23 protein-coding genes are annotated in these 25,691 nt (G+C 67.2%); 17 read left to right on the top strand and 6 right to left on the bottom strand.

The annotated features are described in order from the left end of the window. The first annotated feature begins 425 nt into the window (after positions 1–425). From H536_RS0103040 to H536_RS0103025, 4 genes are all read left to right on the top strand, one after another. Positions 426–1,361, top strand: coding sequence for a LysR family transcriptional regulator (locus H536_RS0103040; protein ID WP_024349058.1), 936 nt, complete (start codon positions 426–428; stop codon positions 1,359–1,361). Between the two features lie 88 nt (positions 1,362–1,449). Further along, entirely contained in the window at positions 1,450–1,968 is a 519-nt protein-coding gene (locus tag H536_RS0103035; RefSeq protein ID WP_024349057.1) for a L,D-transpeptidase, read from the top strand. Positions 1,969–2,054: 86 nt separating this feature from the next. Continuing rightward, positions 2,055–2,726: a DUF1007 family protein gene (locus H536_RS0103030; protein ID WP_024349056.1), complete on the top strand. Its 672-nt coding sequence runs from the start codon at positions 2,055–2,057 to the stop codon at positions 2,724–2,726. A gap of 29 nt (positions 2,727–2,755) precedes the next feature. Then, entirely contained in the window at positions 2,756–3,802 is a 1,047-nt protein-coding gene (locus H536_RS0103025; protein WP_051141507.1) for a nickel/cobalt transporter, read from the top strand. Positions 3,803–4,323: 521 nt separating this feature from the next. Here H536_RS0103025 and H536_RS0103015 read toward each other — a convergent pair. Next, entirely contained in the window at positions 4,324–4,692 is a 369-nt protein-coding gene (locus H536_RS0103015; protein ID WP_024349054.1) for a thiol-disulfide oxidoreductase DCC family protein, read from the bottom strand. Beyond that, the gene (locus H536_RS0103010) at positions 4,689–5,459 is read right to left on the bottom strand and encodes a gamma-glutamyl-gamma-aminobutyrate hydrolase family protein (RefSeq protein WP_024349053.1); all 771 of its coding nucleotides are present in this window, start codon (positions 5,457–5,459) and stop codon (positions 4,689–4,691) included. Before H536_RS0103010 ends, H536_RS0103015 begins: the two co-directional genes overlap by 4 nt. Before the next feature lie 246 nt (positions 5,460–5,705). Between H536_RS0103010 and H536_RS0103005 the strand changes: the two genes are divergently transcribed. The 7 genes from H536_RS0103005 to H536_RS0102975 all read left to right on the top strand — a co-directional run bounded on the left by H536_RS0103005 (position 5,706) and on the right by H536_RS0102975 (position 14,078). Next, positions 5,706–6,812: a TRAP transporter substrate-binding protein gene (locus tag H536_RS0103005; RefSeq protein ID WP_024349052.1), complete on the top strand. Its 1,107-nt coding sequence runs from the start codon at positions 5,706–5,708 to the stop codon at positions 6,810–6,812. A gap of 254 nt (positions 6,813–7,066) precedes the next feature. Next, positions 7,067–8,545 carry a protein adenylyltransferase SelO gene (locus tag H536_RS0103000; RefSeq protein ID WP_024349051.1) on the top strand — a complete coding sequence of 493 codons (1,479 nt, stop codon included), beginning with the start codon at positions 7,067–7,069 and terminating at the stop codon, positions 8,543–8,545. 80 nt (positions 8,546–8,625) lie between these two features. Beyond that, on the top strand, positions 8,626–9,297 hold the full coding sequence (locus H536_RS0102995) for a spermidine synthase (protein WP_024349050.1): 672 nt from the start codon (positions 8,626–8,628) through the stop codon (positions 9,295–9,297). Positions 9,298–9,406: 109 nt separating this feature from the next. Next, the gene (locus H536_RS0102990; protein WP_024349049.1) at positions 9,407–10,564 is read left to right on the top strand and encodes a winged helix-turn-helix domain-containing protein; all 1,158 of its coding nucleotides are present in this window, start codon (positions 9,407–9,409) and stop codon (positions 10,562–10,564) included. Positions 10,565–10,743: 179 nt separating this feature from the next. After that, a complete protein-coding gene (locus H536_RS0102985) occupies positions 10,744–11,862 on the top strand; it encodes a TRAP transporter substrate-binding protein (RefSeq protein ID WP_024349048.1) in 1,119 nt (372 codons plus the stop codon). A gap of 228 nt (positions 11,863–12,090) precedes the next feature. Then, positions 12,091–13,212, top strand: coding sequence for a TRAP transporter substrate-binding protein (locus tag H536_RS0102980; protein WP_024349047.1), 1,122 nt, complete (start codon positions 12,091–12,093; stop codon positions 13,210–13,212). A 152-nt stretch (positions 13,213–13,364) separates the two neighbouring features. Further along, entirely contained in the window at positions 13,365–14,078 is a 714-nt protein-coding gene (locus H536_RS0102975; RefSeq protein ID WP_024349046.1) for a P-loop NTPase family protein, read from the top strand. Between the two features lie 78 nt (positions 14,079–14,156). Here the strand turns inward: H536_RS0102975 and H536_RS0102970 are convergent, their stop codons facing one another. The 3 genes from H536_RS0102970 to H536_RS0102960 form a co-directional block, all read right to left on the bottom strand. Next, a complete protein-coding gene (locus H536_RS0102970) occupies positions 14,157–15,170 on the bottom strand; it encodes a DUF4424 domain-containing protein (protein WP_024349045.1) in 1,014 nt (337 codons plus the stop codon). Between the two features lie 96 nt (positions 15,171–15,266). Beyond that, a complete protein-coding gene (locus H536_RS0102965) occupies positions 15,267–17,219 on the bottom strand; it encodes a TRAP transporter large permease (RefSeq protein WP_024349044.1) in 1,953 nt (650 codons plus the stop codon). Next, a complete protein-coding gene (locus H536_RS0102960; RefSeq protein ID WP_024349043.1) occupies positions 17,216–17,860 on the bottom strand; it encodes a TRAP transporter small permease subunit in 645 nt (214 codons plus the stop codon). The genes H536_RS0102965 and H536_RS0102960 overlap by 4 nt, the downstream gene beginning before the upstream one ends. Before the next feature lie 378 nt (positions 17,861–18,238). On the opposite strand from H536_RS0102960, the gene H536_RS0102955 reads away from it, so the two are divergent. Together H536_RS0102955 and H536_RS0102950 are read left to right on the top strand one after the other, a co-directional pair. Further along, positions 18,239–21,697 carry an indolepyruvate ferredoxin oxidoreductase family protein gene (locus tag H536_RS0102955; RefSeq protein WP_024349042.1) on the top strand — a complete coding sequence of 1,153 codons (3,459 nt, stop codon included), beginning with the start codon at positions 18,239–18,241 and terminating at the stop codon, positions 21,695–21,697. A gap of 60 nt (positions 21,698–21,757) precedes the next feature. Continuing rightward, positions 21,758–22,306, top strand: a complete 549-nt coding sequence (locus H536_RS0102950) for a regulatory protein RecX (protein WP_024349041.1) — start codon at positions 21,758–21,760, stop codon at positions 22,304–22,306. Positions 22,307–22,330: 24 nt separating this feature from the next. On the opposite strand, the gene H536_RS0102945 is transcribed toward H536_RS0102950, so the two are convergent. Continuing rightward, entirely contained in the window at positions 22,331–22,699 is a 369-nt protein-coding gene (locus H536_RS0102945; protein ID WP_024349040.1) for a hypothetical protein, read from the bottom strand. A 273-nt stretch (positions 22,700–22,972) separates the two neighbouring features. On the opposite strand from H536_RS0102945, the gene H536_RS0102940 reads away from it, so the two are divergent. The 4 genes from H536_RS0102940 to H536_RS0102925 all read left to right on the top strand — a co-directional run bounded on the left by H536_RS0102940 (position 22,973) and on the right by H536_RS0102925 (position 25,679). Beyond that, positions 22,973–23,536, top strand: a complete 564-nt coding sequence (locus H536_RS0102940; RefSeq protein ID WP_024349039.1) for a type 1 glutamine amidotransferase domain-containing protein — start codon at positions 22,973–22,975, stop codon at positions 23,534–23,536. A 212-nt stretch (positions 23,537–23,748) separates the two neighbouring features. Continuing rightward, the gene (locus tag H536_RS0102935) at positions 23,749–23,970 is read left to right on the top strand and encodes an aa3-type cytochrome c oxidase subunit IV (protein WP_024349038.1); all 222 of its coding nucleotides are present in this window, start codon (positions 23,749–23,751) and stop codon (positions 23,968–23,970) included. An 87-nt stretch (positions 23,971–24,057) separates the two neighbouring features. Next, positions 24,058–25,251 (top strand): Re/Si-specific NAD(P)(+) transhydrogenase subunit alpha, encoded by a 1,194-nt coding sequence (locus H536_RS0102930; RefSeq protein WP_024349037.1) that lies wholly within the window; start codon positions 24,058–24,060, stop codon positions 25,249–25,251. Beyond that, a complete protein-coding gene (locus tag H536_RS0102925; protein ID WP_024349036.1) occupies positions 25,251–25,679 on the top strand; it encodes an NAD(P) transhydrogenase subunit alpha part 2 in 429 nt (142 codons plus the stop codon). The genes H536_RS0102930 and H536_RS0102925 overlap by 1 nt, the downstream gene beginning before the upstream one ends. Positions 25,680–25,691: the final 12 nt, after the last annotated feature.

Raw genomic sequence — 25,691 nt, 5'->3', positions numbered from 1 at the left:
GAGACGCGACGATGACCGGCTGCAAGCGCTACGCGCCGTTGCCGGGTAAAGTCTGCCATGGATTGGAGGGCTTGGACCCGCCGCACTTCAGGCAATGATGGTGTGCCTCTTCAGTTTTCCCGGCGGTGGAGACCAGGAGAGACCAGAAAGGCCCGGACCGTCGTTGCTTCAAGGCGTCCACGATTTCGCCAGCAGCGAAACCGACTGGATCGTCAGATCCAGGTACCGTCCCGGCAACCCTCGCATTCGAGGACCGGGGGACGCCCACAGGCACGTGCGACTTGGGGCAAGGCGAGACCTATGCCCGGGATTCGTCATATGCAAGTGGAAAAAGTTCCCGGAGTTGATTTTTGGTCCGGTCCGATCAAGGAAGGGGGCCGGCCGCCGATCGGCAGCAGCGATGCCAAGCCTTCAGAAGGTGCACCATGGATACTCTGACGCGGATGCGCGCCTTCATCTCGGTCGTGGAGAACGAGGGGTTCTCGGCGGCGGCCCGCAAGACCGGGCGATCCAAGGCGCTGCTGTCGAAATATGTCCGTGAGCTGGAGGACGAACTCGGCGCGCTCCTGATCAACCGCACGACGCGGCAGATCGCGCTGACCGCCGCCGGCGAAGTCTATCTGTCGCGCGCCTCGGCGATCCTGTCGGATCTGGAAAGCCTCAACGAGGAGGCCCGCGAGGCGACCGGCGAGGCCAAGGGGACGATCCGGGTCTCGGCGGCCCGCACCTTCGGCGACGCCGAGCTCGGCCTCAGCCTCGTCGACTTCGCCAAGGATCATCCCGATATCGGGCTCGACATCCACCTGGACGACAGCTTCGTCAATCTGGTGGAGGAAGGGTTCGACGTCGCCATCCGCATGACGCGCCTGGCCGATTCCGCGATGATCGCCCGCCGCCTGGCCTCGCTCGACTTCGCCATCGTGGCGAGCCCGGAACTGCTGCAGCGTCTCGGGCGGCCGAATCACCCTTCGCAGATCGCCGGCTATCCGGCGGTCATCGATTCCAATTCGCGGATGTTCTCCAACTGGGTCTTCCGCGATCCGCAGACCAAGGAAACCATCCCGGTGACGGTGTCGGGCCAGTTCACCGCGAACAGCCCGGTGACCGTGCGGGCTGCGGCGATTGCCGGGCTCGGCCTGGCGCTCAGCCCGACCTTCGTCGTCCGGCGCGATCTGGAAAGCGGCCGGCTGGTGACGGTGCTCGACGACTACATGCCGAGCGAGGCCGGCATCTATGCCGTGTTCCCGCATCGCCGGCATCTGCCGGCCCGCGTCCGCCTGTTCGTCGACTACCTCGCCAACTGGTTCAAGAAGTGCGATTCCCGGCGCCTGCAGGGCCTCAGCTGCGACGACCGGACCTGACGGCGGACAGTTGAGAGGCCATTCCCAAGGGGGCTCTAGCACCGCGGCCTTTACCGAAGATTCAGCGATGTCGGCCTAGTCTGGCGGCATGCAAAACCGCGCCCTTCTCGCGGCCTTCGCGGCCGTCGTCCTCACCACCGCGTCGTCGCCCGCCTACAGCCTTGCAGGCGGCGCGGCACGCGAGATCAGTTTCGCGGCCGAGCACGATTCCGGCACGATCATCGTCAAGACCGGGGAGCGCAAGCTCTACCTGGTGACCGGAGGCGGCCGGGCGCTGGTCTACGACATCGCCGTCGGCAAGCCGAGCGAGCAATGGTTCGGCAAGAGCTGGGTGTCGAAGAAGCGCGAGCATCCGACCTGGACGCCGACGCCCTCGATGCGGGCGCGCAACCCGCGGCTGCCGCAGTCGATCGGGCCGGGTCCGAAGAACCCGCTGGGCGAGCGCGCGATCAATCTGGGCTGGGGTGCCTACCGCATCCATGGCACCAATTCGCCGAACTCGATCGGCAGCGCCGCCTCGTCCGGCTGCTTCCGGATGCGCAATGCCGACGTGAAGGATTTGTTCGAACGGGTGCATGTCGGCGCCCAGGTCCTCGTCCTGCGCTAACGGCTTCGGCTTCGCGAAAGCCTCCCGGTTCAAATTTCGGCCATGCTTGTCCTGTTCTGGTTGGCGGGACTTCACGAGGGATGGCGATGATCGACCGAGGTTTGGCTGCTGCGCTGGCAGTGATGGCGGTGTCACTGACGCCGACGATTGCTGTTGCCCATCCGCATGTCTTCGCCGAGGCCAATGTCGAGATCGTCGGCACGCCGGACGGACACCTTGGGGCGATCCGCAACATCTGGCGCATGGACGAACTCTTCTCCTCGTCGGTGCTGGTGGATTTCGACACCAACGCCAATGGTCAGCTCGAGGATGGCGAGCTCGTCGCGGTGGGCGACACCGTGAAGGAATCCATCGCGGAGTGGGATTTCTACACCTTCGTCGAGGCCGACGGAAAGAAGGTGGCGATGTCGCCGCCGGACGAGATCCGCACCCTCTGGGAGAACGGTCAGCTGCTGATGTTCTTCGAGATGCCGGCCGCCGAAACCGTCGATCTCTCCAAGTCGAAGCTGACCGTGTCGAATTTCGACGAGACCTTCTTCGTCGCCTTCGATTTCACCAGCGCCGACGACTTCCTGATGATCGACATGCCGAAGAGCTGCGCCAAGCAGCTGGTCGTGCCGGACCAGGATGCCGCCGCCAAGGAATGGATGGAATCGGTCGCGAGCCTCGGGCCCGACGAGAGCATTCCCGAGGACGGCATCAATTACTCGCAGGCGCTGGCGACGCGGGTGGAGGTGTCGTGCGCGGCCGCGAGCTGATCGTCCTCTGCGCCGTGCTCCTCGCCGCGATGGCGGTGGATCCGGCGCTGGCCAAATCGTCGCTCGGCATCGGCAGCGCCGAAGTGACGGCGCAGCCATCCGGCGGCTTCTTCGGCGCGATCTTCACCGAGATCGCCGTCTATCAGCGCCAGTTCTTCACCTCGCTGCGCCATGCGCTGGTGGCGCTGAAGACCGATGGCGCGGCGTTGCCGTTCCTCGTCGGGTTGTCCTTCGTCTACGGCGTCTTCCATGCCGCGGGCCCGGGACACGGCAAGGCGGTGATCTCGGCCTACATGCTGGCCAACGAGGTGCAATTGCGCCGCGGGATCGTCCTCTCCTTCGCCTCGTCGCTGGTGCAGGCGATTTCGGCGATCGTCGTCGTGGGCGCCGGCTGGTTCCTGCTGCGCGGCACCGCAGTGTCGATGACCGACGCGACCGATCTTCTGGAGATCGCCTCCTATGCCCTGATCGCCGGCTTCGGTGCGTGGCTTTTGATCCGCAAGCTCGTCGGGCTGGCGCGGCGGATGCGGCCGACGGGCGGCGCGCTTGCATTTGCATCGCCCGGAGGTTTCGCCGCCTCGCGAAGCGGCGGGGCGGTCGGAGGCCTCGCCTTCGCGGCCCCCGAGCGGACCCGATCGGCGCCGCTGATGCAGCCGGCCTCGTCGGGATTTGCCGCGGAGATCTGTACCGACGATGCGGAACTCTGCGGGTGCGGGCGGTCCCACATGCCCGATCCGAAGGCGCTGAACGACCGGATGACATTGGGCTCGGCCCTGTCCGCGGTGATCGCCGTGGGGCTGCGACCCTGTTCGGGCGCGATCGTCGTTCTGACCTTCGGGCTGGTCAACGGCTTGTATCTCGGCGGCATTCTCTCGGTGTTCGCCATGGCGCTGGGCACTGCGATCACCGTTTCCGCCATCGCCTCCCTCGCCGTTTTCGCCAAGGGCACGGCGCTGCGCTTCGGCGGCGATGGAGCCCGCGGACGCTGGATCGGGGCCGGCCTGGAAATCGCCGGCGCGCTGTTCCTGATGCTGGTCGGCCTGCTCCTGCTCGGCGGTGCGCTGCAGACCGTGTGATCCGACGGGTCTTTCAGGTGAAACACCGTGCAGCAGACCTGACGGCGGGCTGTCTGGCGCACATCAGGTGAAGTCAACCCGATATGCGCCTTTTATGACCCAAGGGAAAACGTCCTGATCAACAGTTGACGTTCCGGTGTTGCGCTCTCTGTGTTCCCGTATTGCAATCAATATTGGGAATATTCGCAATGAAGACTTATTTTATTGCCTCGTTATTGGCTTTTATGTTCATCCTGCCGCAGTCGAGTATGCCTGCATTCGCGCAAACGTGCCCCAGCGTGATGGAATGCATCGGAGACTCAACGTCACGGTCGGAATGGCGGTATTGCAACAGGCAGGCTCGCCGGTGCGCGCGAGGGCTGACTCGCGAATGCCGGAAGACATGCCGCGAGATGAAGCGGGATGCGATCGATGCGTGTCAGGAGACATTCACAGGCCGCGACCGGCGCGACTGCAAGAAGGATGCCCGCGCCGAATTCCGCGATTGCAAGGCGGACATCTGCGGCTGACCCGGTGCCGTCCTAGATGCGGGCGGAACTGTCCGCGCGCCGGGCCAGCCCCTGCAGCCGCGGCCTGATCCGCAGGAACTGCCGGTAGGCGCGTTCGAGCACCCAGAGGACGGCGCCGTTGCGGGCGGCGAGGCCCAAGGGCCGCAGGCGCGGGATGGCGCGCCACATGGCCGCGAAGGCGGCGGCGCCCGACAGAAGCGTGCCGTCCTCGCGGGCGTGGAACCTTGCCAGCAGGTCGCCGCGGTCGATCGGGCAATCGGCGCTCGCATCATCGACATCGATGAAGTCGATCGCCTGCGCGGTGTCGAGCCGCCGCATCATCGCGATCTCGCGGCGGCAGAGCGGGCAGCCGCCATCGTACCAGACGGTCAGCTCGCTCATCGCGGCGCGTCGGCGCGTCGCGCCGCATGGGCGCGGCAGGCATCGCCGAAGGCCTTGAAGATCGCTGTGGAGGCAGCGTCCGTTTCCGCCCAGTATTCGGGGTGCCACTGGACACCGAGGGCGAAAGCCTTCGCGCCCTCGACCGAGACGGCCTCGACGGTACCATCCGGGGCGCTCGCTTCGACGGTGAGGCCGTCGGCCAGCCGGTCGATCGCCTGCCGGTGCAGCGAGTTCACGCGGATCTCGTTACTGCCGACGATCCCGGCGAGCACGCCGCCCGGCGTCACCGCCACGGCATGGCGCGTGGCATAGCGCTCGCGCTGGTCCTTGTTGGGCGTTGCCCGATGATCCATGCGGCCATCCAGTTCCTGGATCTCGGTCGCCAGCGTTCCGCCCAGGGCGACGTTGAGTTCCTGGTGCCCGCGGCAGACGCACAGCATCGGCACGCCGGCCGCCAATGCCCCCCGGATCATCGCCTCGGTCAGCCGGTCGCGGGCCGGGTCGAAGGGCTCGTGGGCCCGGCTCGGCGGAACGCCGTAGCGATCGGGGTGCACATTGGAGGCCGAGCCGGTCATCAGCAGCCCGTCGACGCGGCCCAGAAGGGCGTCGACGTCGAATTCGCCGGACAGGGCCGGCACGATCACCGGAGTGGCGCCGGCAACCCGCGTCAGTGCCTTCAGATAGGTGTCGGGCGTGGCGTGCCAGTCGTAGTTCTCGAAGCTGCGAACGTCGGCGGGCACGGCGACGAGGATGGGGGAGGCGGTCATGAAGGGGCCTTCGGCGACAGGGTTTCCCGGCAGATAAGGTGACCGCCGCCGAATGTCGAATGCCGTGCTGCCGCAGGCGGTGACGCTGCGAAGGCGGGGCCGGAATGAGCTTTCGCGCGCGGTGCTTTCGCTGATCTCCGCAGTAAGCTAATCAGTAAATGTCGGGTGCGATCGGGAGGAGTGATCGCCGTGACTTCCGGTCGGCAGAATTGTTCTGCGATGTGAACAATAAGTGGAGGGTATGATATGGATCGTCGTTCTTTCATCAAGAAGGCGGGCGGTGCCGGCCTTGGCGCGGCCGCGGCCTCGACGCTCGCGGCGCCGGCCATCGCGCAGGAAAGCCCGCAGCTGACCTGGCGGTGCACTTCGTCCTTTCCCAAGTCGCTCGACACGATCTATGGCGCCGCCGAGACAATGGCCGCCTTCATCAAGGGCGCATCGGACGGCAAGTTCGACGTGCAGGTCTTCGCCTCGGGCGAGATCGTGCCGGGGCTGCAAGCCGCCGATGCCGCCGCCTCCGGCACCACCGAGATGTGCCACACGGCGTCCTATTATTACTGGGGCAAGAACCCGGTCTATGCGCTCGCTACCGCGGTACCCTTCGGCCTCAACGCGCGCCAGACCAACGCCTGGCTCTATTACGGCGACGGCACGCGGCTGATGAACGAGTTCTTCGAGACCGAGGGTCTCTATGGTCTGCCCTGCGGCAATACCGGCGTCCAGATGGGTGGCTGGTACCGCAAGGAGATCAACACCCTCGACGATCTCAAGGGCATGAAGATGCGGATCGGCGGAATGGGCGGCAAGATCATCGAGAAGCTCGGCGTGGTGCCGCAGCAGATCGCCGCCGGCGACATCTACCCGTCGCTGGAGAAGGGGGTCATCGACGCCGCCGAATGGATCGGCCCCTATGACGACGAGAAGCTCGGCTTCGTGAAGGTCGCGCCGTTCTATTATTATCCTGGCTGGTGGGAAGGCGGCCCGGCGCTGCACACCATGATCAATCTGGAAAAGTGGAACGGCCTGCCCAAGCACTATCAGGAGATCGTGCGCGCCGCCTGCCAGGCGGCCAATTGCGACATGATGGCGTCCTACGACCACAAGAATCCGGCAGCGATCAAGAGCCTGGTGCAGCAGGGCGCGCAGCTGCGGCCGTTCAGCCAGGAGATTCTGCAGGCGGCCTATGATGCGGCCAAGGAGACCTATGCGGAAATCTCCGCCGAGAATCCGAAGTTCAAGGAGATTTACGAGAACCAGCTGGCCTTCAAGAAGGACGCCTTTCTCTGGGCGCAGCTCAGCGAATATACCTTCGACACTTTCATGATGATCCAGCAGCGCAACGGCACGATGTAGCCGATGCAGTGATCATGGCCGGGCCCGGCATGTGCCGGCGCCCGGCAATGCCATGGGGGATGGCCGACATCATCTGTGCCCGGCCACGCGATGTCTGGAAATCGGGCCGGGCGGACGCCATGTCCGGGATAACGCGCGCGCATGATCCTGACGACATCGCGCCGCCATCTTGTGACCGGCGCAGGTGCCGCGTGCTGCAACGAGACTGCAGCCGCCGCCGGACGCCGTGATCGCCCAGACCACGGAGCGGCCCCGTGAACGCCCAGATCCCCTTCGACAACAGTTACGCCCGTCTGCCGGCCGACTTCTACGCGCAGGTTGCACCGGCCGTCGTGGACGCGCCGCAGCTCATCAAGGTCAATCGCGCACTGGCCGCCGAACTCGGCATCGATGCCGACATGCTGGAAACGCCCGAGGGCGTCGACATGCTGGCCGGCAAGCGGCTGCCCGAGGGCGCCGAGCCGATCGCCATGGCCTATGCCGGACACCAGTTCGGGCATTTCGTGCCGCAGCTCGGCGACGGCCGGGCGATCCTTCTGGGCGAGGTGGTCGACACGGCCGGTCGGCGGCGCGATCTGCAGCTGAAGGGCGCGGGGCGCACGCCGTTTTCGCGCGGCGGCGACGGGCGCGCGGCGCTCGGCCCGGTGATGCGGGAATATATCGTCAGCGAGGCGATGGCGGCGCTGGGCGTTCCCACAACGCGGGCGCTCGCCGCCGTGACCACGGGCGAGAGCGTGTTTCGCGAAACGCTGCTGCCCGGCGCGGTCCTGACGCGGGTGGCGTCGAGCCACATAAGGGTCGGCACCTTCCAGTATTTCGCCGCCCGCGGCGACGAGGCGGCGCTGCGGGAATTGAGCGCCCATGCGATAGCCCGCCACTACCCGGAAGCAGCGGAGGCCGAGGACCCGTATCTGGCGCTGATCGCGGCCGTGGCCGGCCGGCAGGCCGAACTGGTGGCGCGCTGGCTCAATCTCGGCTTCATCCACGGCGTGATGAACACCGACAACATGGCGATCTCCGGCGAGACCATCGATTACGGTCCCTGCGCCTTCCTCGACGCCTATCATCCCGGCACGGTCTTCAGCGCCATCGACCGGCAGGGCCGCTATGCCTATGCCAACCAGCCGAGCATCGCGCTGTGGAACCTGACGCGGCTTGCCGAGACGCTGCTGCCGCTGATCGACACGGATGAGGAGGCGGCGATCGCCAAGGCGCGCGACGCGCTGTCCGGCTTCTCGGACCGCTTCAACGCCGCCTATGTCGGCGGGCTCCAGGCGAAGCTCGGCCTCGGCGAAGCGCGCGAGGGCGATCTGGAACTGGCGCAGGACCTGCTGGAGCGCATGGCCGCGAATACCGCCGACTACACGCTGACCTTCCGCCGCCTCTGCAATGCGGCGGACAGCGAGGACACGGATGCCGGCGTTCGGGCGCTCTTCGACGATCCGGCGGCCTATGACGAATGGGCGACGCGCTGGCGTGCGCGACTGTCCGAAGAGACCCGGCCGGCCGGCGAGCGGGCCGCTGCCATGCGGCGGGTCAATCCGGCCTTCATCCCGCGCAATCATCGCGTCGAGGCGGCGATCGTCGCGGCGGTCGAGCGGCAGGACTACGCGCCCTTCGAGGAATTGCTGGCAGTGCTGGCCAATCCCTATGAGGACCAGCCCGAGCATGCCGCCTATGCCGAGGCGCCACGGGCCGAGGAACGGGTGACGCAGACCTTCTGCGGCACCTGATCGGCCTTCGCCAAACCGGCTGGGCTGTGCTAGCGCGCGTGCACGAACAGCCCTTTGACCGCCCGAACGATGAGTGACGCATGATCCCCTGGGAACGTCTCGATACGGCCGAGGTGCCGGCTGGCGGCCAGCTGAAGCTGTCGCGCCGCGGCGCCGAATATTCGATCATGGTCGGCACCATCGAATTGATGAACAGCCGTCTCAGCGGGTCGGAGGAGGCGCTGGCGACGCTGACGCAGGAGCGGATCGCCGACCGGCCCGAGGCGCATGTGCTGATCGGCGGGCTCGGCATGGGCTTTACCCTGCGCGCCGCGCTCGCCGTCGCCGGGCCGAAGGTCCGCCTGACCGTCTCGGAACTCGTTCCGGCGATCGTGACCTGGGCGCGGGGGCCGATGGCCGATCTGTTCGACGGTTGCCTCGACGATCCGCGCGTGTCGATCTCGCAGGGCGACATCGGCGAGCTGATCGCCGCGAAGAAGGAAGCCTTCGACGCGATTCTCCTGGATGTCGACAACGGCCCCGAAGGGCTGACGCGCCGCGAGAACGACAGGCTCTACGACACCAAGGGCCTGGCGCGGACCTATGCGGCGCTGCGGCCGGGCGGCGTTCTCGCCGTCTGGTCGTCGGGACCCGACAGCAGCTTCACCACGCGGCTGCAGCGCACGGGCTTTGCGGTCGAGGAGGTCAAGGTGCGGGCCCGGCAGACAAAGCGCGGTGCGCGCCATGTCATCTGGCTCGCCACCCGGCCATGACGCCGGGTTTCCGGGTGGCCCGGCTGCGGCAACCGTGCTGGCAATGGGGCGTTGGCGAAGGCTAGACTTGCCGCGCCGCCGCTTTGCCTGCCGAGAGACTACACGCCCCATGCCGCCTGCCTCCCGACCGCCCGTTTCCCTGAGCAAGGCCGAAGCCCGGCGGATCTGGCTGCGCGCCCAGCGGCTGGACGTCGCCGCGCCGTTCGGCGACGGGCCGGACGCGACCCGCGCCGCCGTCGAGCATCTCGGCTACGTCCAGATCGACACGATCAACGTCATCGAGCGCTGCCACCATCACATCCTGTGGAGCCGCATTCCCGGCTATCGCCGGGCGGATCTGCACCGGGCCCAGAGCCTCGACAAGAGCGTCTTCGAATACTGGACGCACGCCCTGTCCTATGTCCCGACGCGCGACATCCGCTTCTTCCTGCCGGAGATGAAACGGCATCGGGAAGCGCCGTCGCGCTGGTTCGAGCGCGTGAGCCCTGCCGACCTGAAGAAGGTGCTGACGCTCATCCGCAAGGAGGGGCCGTTGTCGATCCGCGATATCGAGGACGACGTTCTGGTCGAGAAGGATCATGCCTGGGCCAGCCGCAAGCCGTCGAAGCGGGCGTTGCAGATGGCGTTCTACACCGGCGCGCTGACGGTCAGTGAGCGCACCGGCATGCTGAAGACCTACGAGCTGATGGACCGGCATTTCGGCTGGGAGCGGCGGCCGCGCCCGGCGAGCGAGCGCCAGGTCGCCGCCTATATGCTGGATCGGGCGCTGCGGGCGCAGGGTCTCGTCAGCCTCGATTCTGTCTGCCATCTTTCCGCGGCCCGCAAGCCGGCGATCCGCGAGCTGATCGCGGCGCGCGTGCGCAGCCGGGAGCTGGTCCCGGTGGCGGTCGAGGACGCCGGCAAGGTCGAGCACTGGGCCGAGCCGGAGACGCTGGCGACGATCCCCGAGGCCACCGCGCCGGTGGTCCATGTGCTGTCGCCCTTCGACCCGCTGATCATCCAGCGTCGGCGACTGGCCCTGTTCTTCGATTACGAGCACCGCTTCGAGGCCTATGTTCCGAAGGAGAAGCGGGTTCTCGGCTATTTCGCCCTGCCGGTTCTCGTCGGCGACCGGATCGTTGCGGCCATCGACCTGAAGACCGACCGCACCGAAGGCAGGCTGCTGACGCAGCAATGGAGCTGGGTGGGGGAGGGTGAGCCGTCTCGCCACACGCAGCCGATCGAGGACGCGCTGCACAGTTTCGAGGCGTTTCAGCTCCAGGGCTGAGGCGCGGGGCGGGGGCGTCCTGCCGGCAGCTCTCCCGGCCGGGCACCCGAGCATCGCGATGCGCGCTTGCCTTTTGATCCTCGATGCTTACGATCCCGCGCGACGGCTGGCGGGAGGACCCGGCCAGCATGGATTCACGCCGCCGACGAGGCGGCGCCTTGCATTCGGGGAGGCATCTCATGGACAGACGCAAATTCATCGGTGGTGCGGCCAAGGGCGCGATCGGCGCCGGCGTGGCCGGCCTTGGCGCGTCGAGCCTCGCGGCTCCCGCCATCGCGCAGGAGCGCCCGCAGATCCAGTGGCGCCTCACCTCGTCCTTCCCGAAGTCGCTCGACACGCTGTACGGGACGGCCGAAGCGCTCGCCAACCATGTGCGCGAGATCAGCGACGGCCAGTTCGACATCCAGCTCTTCGCCGCCGGCGAGATCGTGCCGGGCGGCCAGGTGCTCGACGCGGTGCAGGGCGGCACGGTCGAACTCGGCCACACCGCGTCCTACTACTACGTCGGCAAGAACCCGGCCTTCGCCTTCGGCACGGCGGTGCCGTTCGGCCTGAACGCACGCCAGCAGAACGCCTGGTTCTACGAGGGCGGCGGCAACGAACTGCTGAACGAATTCTACGCCAAGAGCGGCGTCCATGCGATGCCGGCCGGCAATACCGGCGCGCAGATGGGCGGCTGGTACCGCAAGGAAATCAACAGCGTCGAGGATCTGAAGGGTCTGAAGCTGCGGATCGCCGGTCTCGCCGGCCGCGTGGTGGAAAAGCTCGGCGTCGTGCCGCAGCAGATCGCGGCGGGCGACATCTATGCCGCGCTGGAGCGGGGCACGCTGGACGCCGTCGAGTTCGTCGGTCCGTATGACGACGAGAAGCTCGGCTTCTACCGGGTGGCGCCCTACTACTACTATCCGGCCTGGTGGGAAGGTGGCGCCGCGCTGCACCTGATGGTCAATGCCGACAAGTGGAACAGCCTGCCGGACAGCTACAAGGCGATGCTGAGCGCGGCCAGCCGGGCGGTGAACTGCTCGATGATGGCCAGCTACGACTATCGCAATCCGCTGGCCCTGAAGCGGCTGGCAGAGGGTGGCGCTCAACTGCGTCCGTTCAGCCAGGAGATCATGCAGGCGAGCTTCGCGGCCGCGCAGGAACTCCACGAGGAGATCGCCTCCGAGAACGAGGATTACCGCAAGCTTCTGGAGAGCCAGAACGCCTTCAAGCGGGACGCCTATCTGTGGAGCCAGATCTCCGAATACACCTTCGACACCTTCATGATGGTCAAGCAGCGCGAAGGCGCGCTCTGATCGAAAGGTCGCGTGCCGCCCGAGGCGGCGCCGATCGATGGTTCCGGGCAACGGCCCGCCATGGCACCCGCCGTGGCGGGCCGTTGTCCGACCGTAATGCCCGTCGGCACCCGCCGGCGGGATTGTCGTGCTGGCATGGACGGCCGCTCGCGCCGGCCCGAGGCCAGACGTTCGCTCCCCAGCGCCGGACCCCCGTGTCCCCTGGCGCAGTCTAAGGTCTTGTTCGATATGGATCGTCGTAAGTTCATCAGGAATTCCACCGTCGGCGCCCTGGGCGTTGCCGGCGCCGGCTCGCTCGCAGCCCCGGCCATTGCGCAGTCGACGCCGAAGGTGCAGTGGCGTTGCACCTCGTCCTTCCCGAAATCGCTCGACACCATCTATGGCGGTGCTGAGGACATGGCGAAGTTCGTGCGCGAGGCGACCGACGGCAATTTCGACATCCAGGTCTTCGCGGCCGGCGAGATCGTGCCGGGCCTGCAGGCCGCCGACGCGGTCAGCGACGGCACCGTCCAGATGTGCCACACCGCATCCTATTACTATGTCGGCAAGGACCCGACCTACGCGCTGGGCGCCACCGTGCCGTTCACGCTGAACGCCCGCGGCCTGCACGCCTGGCTCTACTATGGCGGCGGCCTCGGTCTGCTGAACGAGTTCTTCAACACCGAGGGCCTGCACTATCTGCCGGGCGGCAACACCGGCACGCAGATGGGCGGCTGGTTCCGCAAGGAGATCAACACGGTCCAGGACCTCAACGGCCTGAAGATGCGCATTGCGGGTCTCGCCGGTCAGGCGCTGCAGAAGCTCGGCGTGGTGCCGCAGCAGATCGCCGGCGGCGACATCTACCCGTCGCTGGAAAAGGGCGTCATCGACGCCGCCGAGTGGATCGGACCCTATGACGACGAGAAGCTCGGCTTCTACAAGGTCGCGCCGTTCTACTATTATCCCGGCTGGTGGGAAGGCAGCCTGGCGCTGTGCTTCTTCTCCAACAAGGCCGAGTACGACAAGCTGCCCGAGGCCTACAAGAGCCTCCTCGCCACCGCGTCGCGCGCCGTCACGCTCGAGATGCTGTCGGAATACGACTACAAGAATCCGACGGCGCTGAAGACGTTGGTCCAGAGCGGCGCGCAGCTGCGCCCGTTCAGCCAGGAGATCATGCAGGCGAGCTTCGACGCCACGCAGGAGGTCTATGCCGAGATCAACGGCAGCAACCCGGCCTTCAAGAAGATCTACGATTCGATGGTTGCTTATCGCAACGATACCTATCTCTGGCAGCAGGTGGCCGAATACACCTTCGACACCTTCATGATGATCAAGCAGCGCGAAGGTGCGCTGGTGCCGCAGGGCAACTGATCGCTTGACGATCCGATCCGAGACCGAAGGCCCGGTGCGTCAGCGCGCCGGGCCTTTTCCTTGCCGAATGATTAAGCCGCGGCCGGCCCGTTAACCGGCTGTTAACCATGTCGGGACAATGATCGCTTCGCGTTCCGCTACGAGGCTTTCCCATGATCCCTGTCATTTCCGTCGGCTCCCTGAAGACCTCCGGCACGTCCACCCTGGCCATGACGCTCGCGGGCGTCGCTGCGGCCGCCGAGATCCCGGTCATCGTCATCGACGCCGCGCGGGACGGCGATCTGGCCGCCTGGGCACAGGCCGGCCTGCCCGCCAAGGTCACGGTGGAGCGGACCAACGATCCGCTGGTCATCGAGCAGCTCGTTCGCGCGGCGCGCCGCCGCGGCGACGCGGCGATCATCGACGCCGGGGACGAGGGTGAGATGATCCGGCTTTGCGCGCGTCTTGCCGATCATGCGCTGATCCCGGTGCGGTTCTCGCCGCTGTCGGCCTATTCGGCGCTCCTGACCGACCAGCTTCTGGCGGCCGATGCCGGAACCGGCCGCAAGGGCCGCGACCGCTGCTTCGTGGCCAGCGCCGTGACGGCGATCCCGAGCCGCGTGGCCCGCAGTGTCGAGGCGATCATCGGCACCAGCGAGACCCGCCGCCTGCCGATCGGTCTCGTTCAGCGCGCCGCCTACGAGGCGCCGTTCCTGCATGGCGGCACGATCTTCACCCTGCCCGACGAGGTCGCGCCCGGCCTTGACCGCGCCCGCGCGGAAGCGGCATCGCTCGCCTACGAGCTCGGCATTCTGGGCCGGGTCGCCGAGACGCCGGCCGCACCGGTCGTACCGGCCGCCGAAGCCCGTCTGCGCACCGCCGCCTGACCATCGGCAGACTTCGCCATGAAACGGCCCCGGCGTCGGCGACGCGCGGGGCCGTTTTGCGTTGGCCCTCGACGAAATTCAGCGGCCGGTGGGGATCAGGATCAGGACGTGCAGGTCTTCCGTCGGCGTGTAGTCGCGCTTGCGGACCTCGAAGCGGGTCGGCGCGATCTTGGTGACGCCGGTGGCGCAGAAGCTGACGAGGTTCTCCGGCGCGCCCTTGTCGATGACCATGCTGAAGTCGCCGATCGGCTCCGCCCAGTTGCCGCCCGTCGTCAGGATGTAGTCGATCCAGCGCTCCTGGAAGGGCATGGCATCGGGACCGGCCGCCCGCGTCCGTCGCTCGACGGTGGCCATGAAGTCGTCGTCGATGCAGTAGCGCTCCCGCTGGGCGGCGACATCGTCGGGACCGGCCCATGGCTGGCCCAGCATGGCGCCGACGCCGCCACCGACCGACGGGACGTAGTCATGCTCGACGATCGTCCTGCCCGGGGCGAAGGTCTGCTCCCAGTGATAGGTGGCGCGCAGCGTCCAGTCGGGCGCCAGATGCGTCTCCATTCCCTGGCCGATATCGTAGGTTTCCTCGATCGCGATGCCGAGGTCGAGCACGATGGCGCGGTCGGAGGGCGGCAGTGCGTCGAGTGCGTCGCGCGCCGAACTTGCCTGCGGGGCGAGGGGCAGGCGCAGTTGCCGCATCGTCGCCGTCACGTCGCGTTCGTCCACGAAGACCTTCTGCTCGAGGCGCATGGCGACCGGCTCGCCGTCGACGCGGGTCGAGAAGGCCAGTGGGTTGTCCGGGTCGCCCGACGGGATGGAGACGTCGCCGCCATAGGGATCGATGCGGATATCGGGCATGGGGAAGGCGACGGTCGTCGTCACCGGTTCGGCCCCGGCGTTCACGAACTCGTAGCGCACCGAAATGCGCTCCTCGGAGATGAACAGCTCCTCGCGCTGCATGGCGATGGCGTCGGTGGTGGTGAAGACCAGCCCGCCCGCCGCCAGATTGGCCGTCGTGTCGTTGGCCTGCGCGCTGCTCGTAAGGGCGAGAATAGCGACGGCGGCAAGGGCCGTTGCCCGGTCTGGCGTGATCGTCATGCGCGTGTCTCCCGGCCCGTTTGGGGCCGAGACTAGCCTGCAGCGGGAGCGGCCGGAAGCGTCATTCCGCCAACGCGGAGGATGACGCGCCGCCGGTTACTGGATGACCGGCGGCTGCGACAGGTCGACCGGAGCGGGCTCGCCGCTCGGGGCGGCCGGTGCTGCGGGTTCGGCTGCGGGCGCTGCCGGTGCGGTGCCCGTCGCCGGAGCCTGGCCGCCGCCAAGGCCGGAATTGAAGTCCAGTGGCGGCAGGCCGAAGGCCGGCTGGGCGGGAGCGGTCGCGCCAGGCTGTGCCGGGGCCGACGGACCACCCGCCGGAGCGCCGGGTTCACCGATGGGCGGCAGGCCCAGGGGCGGCAGGCCGAGCGGGTTGTTCTGCTGATTTCCGCCGGTTCCCGATGCGCCACCCAAGGGCGGCAGGCCGAGGCCGCCGTCGAAGGACGGCATCTGCAGCCGGATCTCGGACGGGTCCATCTGTGGGACCTCGGTCTTGTAGCGCATGACCATCTGCGGGAACATGATCGTCAGGGCGACCATGATGATCTGGATGCAGACGAAGGGCACCGCGCCCCAGTAGATTTGGCCCGTGGTGATCGGCTCCATGCGCTTGCCGGTGATGCGGTCCAGATACGGCACGCGGGCCGCGACCGAGCGCAGGTAGAACAGCGCGAAGCCGAAGGGCGGATGCATGAACGAGGTCTGCATGTTCAGCCCGAGCAGCACGCCGAACCAGATCAGGTCGATGCCCAGCTTGTCCGCCGCCGGCGCCAGCAGCGGCACGATGATGAAGGCGAGCTCGAAGAAGTCGAGGAAGAACGCCAGGAAGAAGACCAGGATGTTGACGACGATCAGGAAGCCGGTCTCGCCGCCGGGCACCGAGGTCAGGAGTTCCTCGACCCAGATATGGCCGTTGACGCCGTAGAAGGTCAGCGAGAAGACGCGCGCGCCGATCAGTATGAACAGGACGAAGGCCGACAGCTTGGTCGTCGATTCCATCGCCTGGGTCATCAGGGACAGGTTCAGCTTGCGCTTGCCAAAGGCGAGGATGAGCGCGCCGACCGCGCCCATGGCGCCGCCCTCCGTCGGCGTGGCGACGCCGAGGAAGATCGTGCCCAGCACAAGGAAGATCAGGGCCAGCGGCGGGATCAGGACGATGATCACCTGCTGGGTGAGGTAGGACATCAGCGGCAGCTTGAGCGCCTTGTTGGCGACGGCCACGACGTAGACGGCCAGAACCGCGACCGTTGCGCCCCAGATGCCGGCGCCCTGCGCGACCTTGCCGTCGAGATAGACCGTCATCCCATAGGCGATGACGACGGCGGCTGCCGCTGCGATGGCGAGGGAGGTGACGCCGCGGCCGAGCGTGCGGGCCTCGGGCGGCAGGGCCGGCGCCACATTGGGCCGCAGCATGGTCAGGATGAAGACGTAGCCGACATAGAGCGACGTCAGCACCAGCGCCGGCACCAGCGCGCCGGAATACATGTCGCCGACCGAGCGGCCGAGCTGGTCGGCGAGGACGATCAGGACCAGCGACGGCGGAATGATCTGCGCCAGCGTGCCGGAGGCGACGATGACGCCGCTGGCCAGCCGGCGGTCGTAGCCGTAGCGCAGCATGATCGGCAGCGAGATCAGGCCCATGGCGATGACCGAGGCGGCGACGACACCGGTGGTGGCCGCCAGGAGCGCGCCGACGAAGATCACCGCATAGGCGAGGCCGCCCCGCAGCGGGCCGAAGAGCTGGCCGATCGTGTCGAGCAGGTCCTCGGCCATGCCGGAACGCTCGAGGATCAGTCCCATGAAGGTGAAGAAGGGGATCGCCAGCAGCGTCTCGTTGGCCATGACGCCGCCGAAGAAGCGGTCGGGCAGGGCGCCGAGCAGCGGCCAGAACAGGTTGATGTCGGGCGACAGCGGCGCCAGTTCGACGCCGATGATGAAGAACAACAGGCCGTTGGCAGCCAGCGAGAACGCCACCGGGTAGCCGAGCAGCAGGAAGATCACCAGCGAGCCGAACATGATCGGCGCCAGATTGTGGGCGACGAACTCGATCATCGGATGGCTCCCGAACCGCCGTTGCGGGCGTCGTCATCAAGGGGTGGAGGTTCGGTGCCGCCTTCCGGACGGTCGGGGGCGAGCGCCGCCAGCTCGACCGGCTCGGCATGGCTGGAGGCCATGGGGGTGGTGTCCTCCATCCCGCCGAACAGGATCGCGCCGCGCTTGATCAGCTCGGACAGCCCTTGCAGGAACAGGAGAATGAAGCCCGCCAGCAGCAGCGCCTTGGCCGGCCACAGGATCAGGCCGCCGGCATTCGGCGAATATTCGCCGCGATTGAACGACTGCAGGACGTAAGGGGTCAGCAGCCAGATCATCAGGCCGGTGAAGGGCAGCAATGCGAGGATGTGGCCGAGAAAGTCGATCCAGTCGCGGGTGCGCTTCGACAGGATGTTCGAGACGATGTCGACGCGGATGTGTTCGTTCTTCAGCAGCGTCCAGGCCGCGGCGAGCATGAATATGGCGCCGAACAGGTACCATTGCAGCTCGAGCCAGGCATTGGACGAGATGTCGAAGAGCTTGCGGATCACCGCATTGCCGGCGCTGACCAGCACCACCAGCAGGACGAGCCAGGAGACGCCCCGACCGACGAAGGTGGTGACGCGATCGACGCCGCGCGAAAACGATAGAAGAGCTGACATCCGGCCGGATCTCCCCATGGTGCCCTGGCGCGCCGTGAAGTGAGCTTCGGCCCGGTTCGCCCCCGTTTCTGTCCCCGCGACGCGTTCGACGGGCGAAGCCGCTCGAAAGCGCTGCGCCGACAGTCTGCCCGAAGCCTGGGAATTCGCCCGTCGTTAAGGAAAATCCCGAAGCAGCGCAAGAGCCGCGCCCGGTGATACCATGTCGGACGAACAGGCTTTTCGCCGGCTGGCGGGCAGCCCCGCCGGGTCCCTTGCGGGATGATCCCGAAAGGCTTTGACGGAGACGGCGCCGGGCTGCAAAACAGTAAGCAAGGCAGAATGCTTGGAGCGTGTCGGCGATCCTTCGCCGGCATGTCGGCCAGGGGAGGACATCGCGCCATGACCACACGCACCGTTTCGCTCGACGACAAGTACGATCTCGACGTCTGCGACGTCTTCCTGTCGGGGAGCCAGGCGATCGTCCGACTGGCGCTGATGCAGGCGGCGCGGGACCGCCGGGCCGGGCTCGACACGGCCGGCTATGTCACCGGCTATCGCGGTTCGCCGCTGGGAGGTCTCGACCAGCAGTTCGCCCGGGCCAAGCCGGTGCTGTCGAAGAACGGCATCATCTTCGAGCCGGCGCTGAACGAGGATCTGGCGGCGACGGCCCTGTGGGGCGCGCAGCAGGCGGAGATCCGCGGCGAGGGCCGCCACGATGGCGTCTTCGGCATCTGGTACGGCAAGGGGCCGGGCGTCGACCGCTCCGGCGACGCCTTCCGCCACGCCAATCTGTCGGGCACCTCGCGCAATGGTGGCGTGCTGGCGCTGATGGGCGACGATCACACCTGCGAATCCTCGACGACGGCGCACCAGTCGGAGTTCGCCTTCGTCGACGCGATGATCCCGATCTTCAATCCGGCCGGCGTGCAGGAGATCCTCGACTACGGCCTCGCGGCATTCGCCCTGTCGCGCTTCTCCGGCCTGTGGACGGCGATGAAGTGCGTGAAGGACAACATCGAATCGACCGCCACGATCCATTGTGACCCGTCCGGCCTGCGGTTCGAATTTCCCGAGATCGACATGCCGCCGGGCGGGCTCAACATCCGCCGCGCCGCCCATCCGCTGGAGCAGGAGGCGATGCTGCACGATTTCCGCCTGCCGGCGGCGCGGGCGTTCATCGCGGCGAACCGCCTAGACCGGATCGTGCATTCCGGCGGGCGCGGGGCAAAGACCGGCATCCTGTCGCTTGGCAAGTCCTGGCTGGACGTCGAGCAGGCGCTGGCGAGCCTCGGCATCGACGAAGTGGCGGCCGCCGATCTCGGCGTCCGGCTCGGCAAGGTGGCGTTGCCCTGGCCGCTCGATCCGGACTTCGTGCGGCGCTTTGCCGCCGGGCTCGACCGGATCATCGTGGTGGAGGAAAAGCGCGGGCTCGTCGAAGGGCAGGTCAAGGAGATCCTCTACCGCACGGCCAATGCGCCGCTGGTGATCGGCAAGACAGACGAAGCGGGCGGGACGCTGTTCACCCCGAAGGCCTCGCTCGACGCCAACGACATCGCCGTGGCGATCGGCCGGCGCGTCGTCGAGCGCAGCCCGAGCGAAGCGCTGGCGGGACATCTGGCAAGCCTCGAAGCCCTGTGCGGCCACACCGCGGCGACATCCGAAATCGCGTTGCGCACGCCGTATTTCTGCGCCGGCTGCCCGCACAGCTCGTCGACGCATGTGCCGGAAGGCGCGCGAGCCTATGCCGGCATCGGCTGCCACTTCATGGCGCAGGCCATGGACCGGTCGACCGAGGGCTACACCCAGATGGGCGGCGAGGGCGCCAACTGGATCGGCGAGCATCATTTCTCGTCGCGTCGCCACGTCTTCCAGAATCTCGGCGACGGCACCTACAACCATTCGGGCGCGCTGGCGCTGCGGGCGGCGGCGGCCTCGGGCGCCAACGTCACCTACAAGATCCTCTACAACGACGCCGTCGCCATGACCGGCGGTCAGGCCCATGAGGGCGGGCTGACGGTACCCTCGATCGCCGCGCAGGTGGCCGGCGAGGGGGCGAAGCGGATCGCCATCGTCTCCGACGAGCCGGAGAAGCACCGCGGCAATGCCGGTCTGCCGGCGGGGATCACCATCCACCATCGATCCGAGCTCGACGCCGTGCAGCGCGATCTGGCCGAGGTCGAGGGCCTGACGGTGCTGATCTACGACCAGACCTGTGCCGCCGAGAAGCGGCGCCGGCGCAAGCGCGGCAGGTTTCCCGATCCGGACAAGCGCGTCGTCATCAACGAGCGGGTCTGCGAGGGCTGCGGCGATTGCGGCGTCCAGTCCAACTGCGTGGCGATCACCGCCGTCGAGACCGAGTTCGGACGCAAGCGCCAGATCGACCAGTCGGCCTGCAACAAGGATTTCTCCTGCCTCGAAGGCTTCTGCCCCTCCTTCGTCACCGTACATGGCGGCGCGTTGAAGAAGGGCGCGCGCAGGAGCGCCGAGGCTCCTGAGGTGCCGGAGCCGGCGGCCCGCGACCTCGATCAGCCGGTGGGCATCGTCATCACCGGCGTCGGCGGCACCGGCGTCGTGACGATCGGCGCGATCATCGGCATGGCGGCGCATCTCGACGGACGCGGCGCCGGGATCATCGACATGGCCGGCCTTGCCCAGAAGGGCGGCGCGGTGATGAGCCATGTGCGGATCGCGCGCACGCCGGCGGAGCTGAAGTCGATCCGCATCGCGGCCGGCGACGCCGGGCTGGTGATCGGCTGCGACATGGTGACCGCCGCCTCGGCCAAGGTGCGCGCCACCATCGCGGCGGGGCGGACCGAGGTCGTCGTCAACAGCCACGAGACCCTGTCGGGCGAGTTCACCCGCAATGTGGACTTCTCCTTCCCGACGCGGCGACTGATCTCGGCGCTGGGCGAGGCGGCAGGCGACGACCATCTGCATATCGTCGACGCCGAACAACTGGCTGTGGCGCTGTTCGGCGACGCGATCTTCGCCAACATGCTGATGCTGGGCATGGCCTATCAGACCGGCGCGTTGCCGGTGTCGCGCGCAGCGATCCGCAAGGCGCTGGAGATGAACGGGGTTGCGGTGGCGGCCAATCTCTCGGCCTTCGAATGGGGCCGGGCCATCTCCCATGATCCTGCCAACATGCCGGTCGCGCAGGACAGCGGCGATGAGCGGCTGGAACATCGCCGCGTCTCCGAGACCCTGGACGAGGCGATTGCACGGCGCATTGCCGATCTGACCGCCTATCAGGATGTGGCCTTCGCCGAGCGCTACCGCCGGCGCGTCGATGCGGTCCGGGCCGCCGAGCAGCGGATGGCGCCCTGCCGGAGCGACCTGACCGACGCCGTCGCCCGCCAGCTCTACCGGCTGATGGCGGTGAAGGACGAATATGAGGTCGCGCGGCTCTACACGGACGGCAGCTTCGCGGCGCAGATCTCCGACCGCTTCGACGGCTACGACCGGCTGGAATTCCATCTCGCGCCGCCGATCATGGGCGAGACCGGGCCGAAGGGGCGCGCGAAAAAACGCGCCTTCGGGCCTTGGATGATGACCGGCTTCAAGGTGCTGGCGGCCATGAAGGGCCTGCGCGGCACGTTGTTCGATCCCTTCGCGCGCACCGCAGAGCGGCGGGCCGAGCGCGGGGAACGGGCACAGTACGAGGCAACGCTCGATCGCATTCTGGCCGAGCTTTCGCCGGGCAATCACGACGCCGCGGTGGCGCTGGCGCGCTGGCCGGAGACGCTGAAGGGCTTCGGGCCGGTGCGTCGGCGCTTTGCCGCGGAGGCCGCGACCAGGCGCGAGGCGGCGCTGTCGGCCTTCGACCATGCGGGACGGATGGCGGAAGCGGCGGAATAGAGCGAGGAGCAAGCGAGCGGCGGCGTTGCGGCTGCCGCTTGCCAAGGGCTAGAAGGCCCCATGACCTCGAAACGGGCCGACACTGCCGGCGATACGCCCAAGCCGCCACGGCCGATAACGCGCGAATGGCTGTTCCGGGCCGCGGCGTATTACCTGGAACGCTATTCCTCCTCGACCGCCAATCTGCGCCGGGTGCTGGAGCGCAAGGTGATGCGCCGCGCCCATGCACGCGGCGAGGATGCGGGCGCGTTTTCGGACGAGATCGACGAAACGGTCGCCAAGTTCGTCGAGCTGAAGCTGGTCGATGACCGCGCCTATGGCGAGGCGCGGGTGCTCAGCCTGCGGCGGCGCGGCACCTCGCAGCGCATGGTCGCGGCCAAGCTGTCGGAAAAGGGCGTCGAGCGGGATCTGGTGGAGGAACTCCTCGCCGCCGACGAGACCAGCGACCGGCAGGCGGCGTTTGCCTATGCACGGCGCCGGCGGCTGGGTCCGCACCGGCTGCGCAACCGCGCCGAGCGCCGCGATCGCGACGTTGCCGCCATGGTACGGGCGGGCTTCGGCTTTGCCGATGCGGTGGCGGCGATCGACGATCTGCCGGATCCGGAGTGAGCAGGCCGGTGGCGCTTCAACTCCTCAGCCGAAATCGCCGCCGAAGAGCGCGGCGAGCAGCTTGCCGTTGAACCACAGGATGTCGACGAACCAGTCCCAGCCATAGACGACGTTCACGCCCGGCGTCAGGGCGAGGACCAGTTCGCCGACGGCCGGAAGGCTGATGTCGTTGCGGATGGTGAACCATTTGGCCAGTGCGGCGATGTAGCCCTGCGCGAACAGCCAGACCGGAGCCAGGGACAGTATCGTGCGCGCCGTCCGCGGCACGGCCGTCGGCCGGCGCCGGACTTCGAGGATATTCACGAAGCATACGGCGACGAAGGCGAAGCTGACCCACAGCGACGCGAGGCCCGCGACGATCTGCAGAACCAGCGAGAGATCCGAGAAACCCAAAGGCCGGTCCCCTGGCATTGGCGTGTTCGGGACGGCCGCCGAATCCGGCAGCGGCTGCCCCCTCCTCTTACAGCTTATCGCGGGAACATCGCTGCACGCCAAGACGTGTTCGCTGATCTTCAACGCACCGGACACGTTCAGGATCGTTGAGTAGCGGAACTTGGCGCCCCAGGCCCCGTTTGGTGGGGGAACGTCACATCTCGCCGAGCCGGTCCGCAGCCTTTCCCTCAAGGATGGCGTGTCGGCGCTCGGCCGAATGAAAGGGACACGACCATGCCAAGCATCAAGGAATCCAAGATCGCCATTCTGGCCACCGACGGCTTCGAGCAGGTGGAACTGACCGAACCGTTGGCCAAGCTGAAGGAAGCCGGCGCCGAGGTTCATGTGATCTCCTCGAAATCCGGCACCATCAAGGGCTGGGACCAGGATCACTGGGACAAGGAGATCACGGTCGACAAGACGCTCTCGGAAGTGCGCGTGACCGACTATGACGCACTGGTCCTGCCGGGCGGCCAGATCAACCCGGACGCCCTGCGCGCCGACCCGAAGGTGGTCAGCTTCGTGCGCGAGTTCTTCAACTCCAAGAAGCCGCTCGCCGCGATCTGCCATGCACCGTGGCTGCTGATCGAGGCGGACGTCGTGCGCGGCCGCGACATCACCTCCTACAACTCGATCAAGACCGACGTGAAGAACGCCGGCGGCAACTGGCTCGACCAGGAGGTCGTCGTCCACGAGGCGCTGATCACCTCGCGCAACCCGGGCGACATCCCGGCCTTCGTCGCCAAGATCATCGAAGAAGTGGAAGAGGGGCGTCACGAGGACCGCAAGGTCGCCTGATCTCTCTCAGCCGATTGCAACCGCGATCGTCATGGCCGGCGTCTTCGGGCGCCGGCCATTTTTGTATGCCAGTCGCTTGGTTGCGGAGCCCGTCGCAGGTGGAAGGGGTCGCTTTCGCATCGGTGGATGATCATGCTGCATTGCGGTTGCCATTGCCACATTGTGGCGGGATCGTGTATGTGCCGAGCGACTGACGATCAGGAGAATTTCGAATGGCAGGCCTGCCGACCTACGACACCGATCATCCGGCCGAGATGGATTATCCCGAGCACGAGCGGACCTATGAGGGCTTCCTCGTCGCGACCAAGTGGGGCTCGATCGCCGTCATCGCGATCATGCTTGGTATGCTCGTCGGCCTGCTCGCCGGCGGTGGCTTCATCGGCGGTTTCGGCACCTTCATCGCCCTCATGGTGATCGCCTACTTCGTCGCCTGAGACGATCGTTGCGACTTCGGGCAGCCAGCGGTGCGATCCGCGCGCCGGCTGCCCCATGACTGAATACAATTCCGGGAGGCCTACGCGTTGAAACTGTTCGTGCCAAAGGAGCGCGAGGCGGGCGAGCCCCGTGTCGCTGCCTCGCCCGACACGGTGAAGAAACTCACCGGTCTGGGCGCCACGGTCGTCGTGGAAACCGGCGCGGGCGCCGATTCGCGTATTACCGACGCGGCCTTCGAGGCCGCCGGCGCCACCATCGGTTCGACCGCTGATGCCGGCGACGCCGATGTCGTGCTGAAGGTCCGCCGCCCGTCGGCCGATGAGCTGAAGTCATACAAGTCGGGCGCGCTGGTCATTGCCGCGATGGACCCCTATGGCCGCGACGATGAGGTCAAGGCCATGGCCGAGGCCGGCGTCCTCGCCTTCGCCATGGAGTTCATGCCGCGCATCACCCGCGCCCAGTCCATGGACATCCTGTCGTCGCAGGCCAATCTCGCCGGCTACCAGGCGGTGATCGACGCGGCGGCCGAGTTCGACCGGGCCTTTCCGATGATGATGACTGCGGCGGGCACAGTTCCGGCCGCGCGCGTCTTCGTCATGGGCGCCGGCGTTGCCGGTCTGCAGGCCATCGCGACCGCCAAGCGCCTCGGCGCCATCGTCACGGCCACCGACGTGCGGCCGGCGGCGAAGGAGCAGGTCGAGTCCCTGGGCGGCAAGTTCATCGCCGTCGAGGACGACGAGTTCAAGGCCGCCGAGACTGCCGGCGGCTACGCCAAGGAGATGTCGAAGGAGTATCAGGCCAAGCAGGCCGAGCTCGTCGCATCGCACATCTCCAAGCAGGACGTGGTGATCACCACGGCACTCATCCCGGGCCGGCCGGCACCGCGCCTCGTGACCCGTGCGATGGTGGAATCGATGAAGCCGGGATCGCTGCTCGTCGATCTCGCCGTCGAGCGCGGCGGCAATATCGAGGGTGCCGAAGCTGGCACCGTCACGCAGGTCGGGCCGGCCAAGATCATCGGCCATCTCAACGTCCCGGGTCGCATCGCGGCGAGCGCCTCGCTGCTCTATGCCAAGAACCTCGCGACCTTCCTCGAGACGATGATCGACAAGGAAACCAAGGCGCTGAAGATCGACTTCGACGATCAGCTGGTGCAGGCGACGCTGCTGACCCGCGACGGCAAGGTCGTGCATCCGAACTTCGCCGCCGCCGAGGCGCCGGCCGCACCTGCCACGCCGGCAAGTGACGCGGCAGAGAAGACCGAAGGGGGAGAGGCGTAATGGCCGAGGAAACCGCTCAGGCGACGCTGCAGCGTCTGAACGATGCCAGTGTTGCCATCCGCGACGCGCGCACCGGTGTCGAACGCATGCTCGGCGAAGGCTATGGCGAGGCGGCAGGCGCCGTCGGCCATGCCGTGTCCGGCATCGATCCCTTCGTCTTTCACCTGGCGATCTTCGTCCTGGCGATCTTCGTCGGCTACTACGTGGTCTGGTCGGTGACCCCGGCGCTGCACACGCCGCTGATGTCGGTCACCAACGCCATCTCCTCGGTGATCATCGTCGGCGCGATCCTCGCCGTCGGCATCTCCGCCTCGGGCATCGCGACGACCTTCGGCTTCATCGCGCTGATCCTGGCGTCGGTGAACATCTTCGGCGGCTTCCTCGTCACCCAGCGCATGCTGGCGATGTACAAGAAAAAAGAAAAGTGAGGCGGTAGCGAC

It is taken from the genome of Aurantimonas coralicida DSM 14790 (assembly GCF_000421645.1).
Taxonomy (GTDB): domain Bacteria; phylum Pseudomonadota; class Alphaproteobacteria; order Rhizobiales; family Rhizobiaceae; genus Aurantimonas; species Aurantimonas coralicida.
Note: the sequence above shows the minus strand (reverse complement) of the source record. Positions and strands in the feature narration are given on the sequence as shown.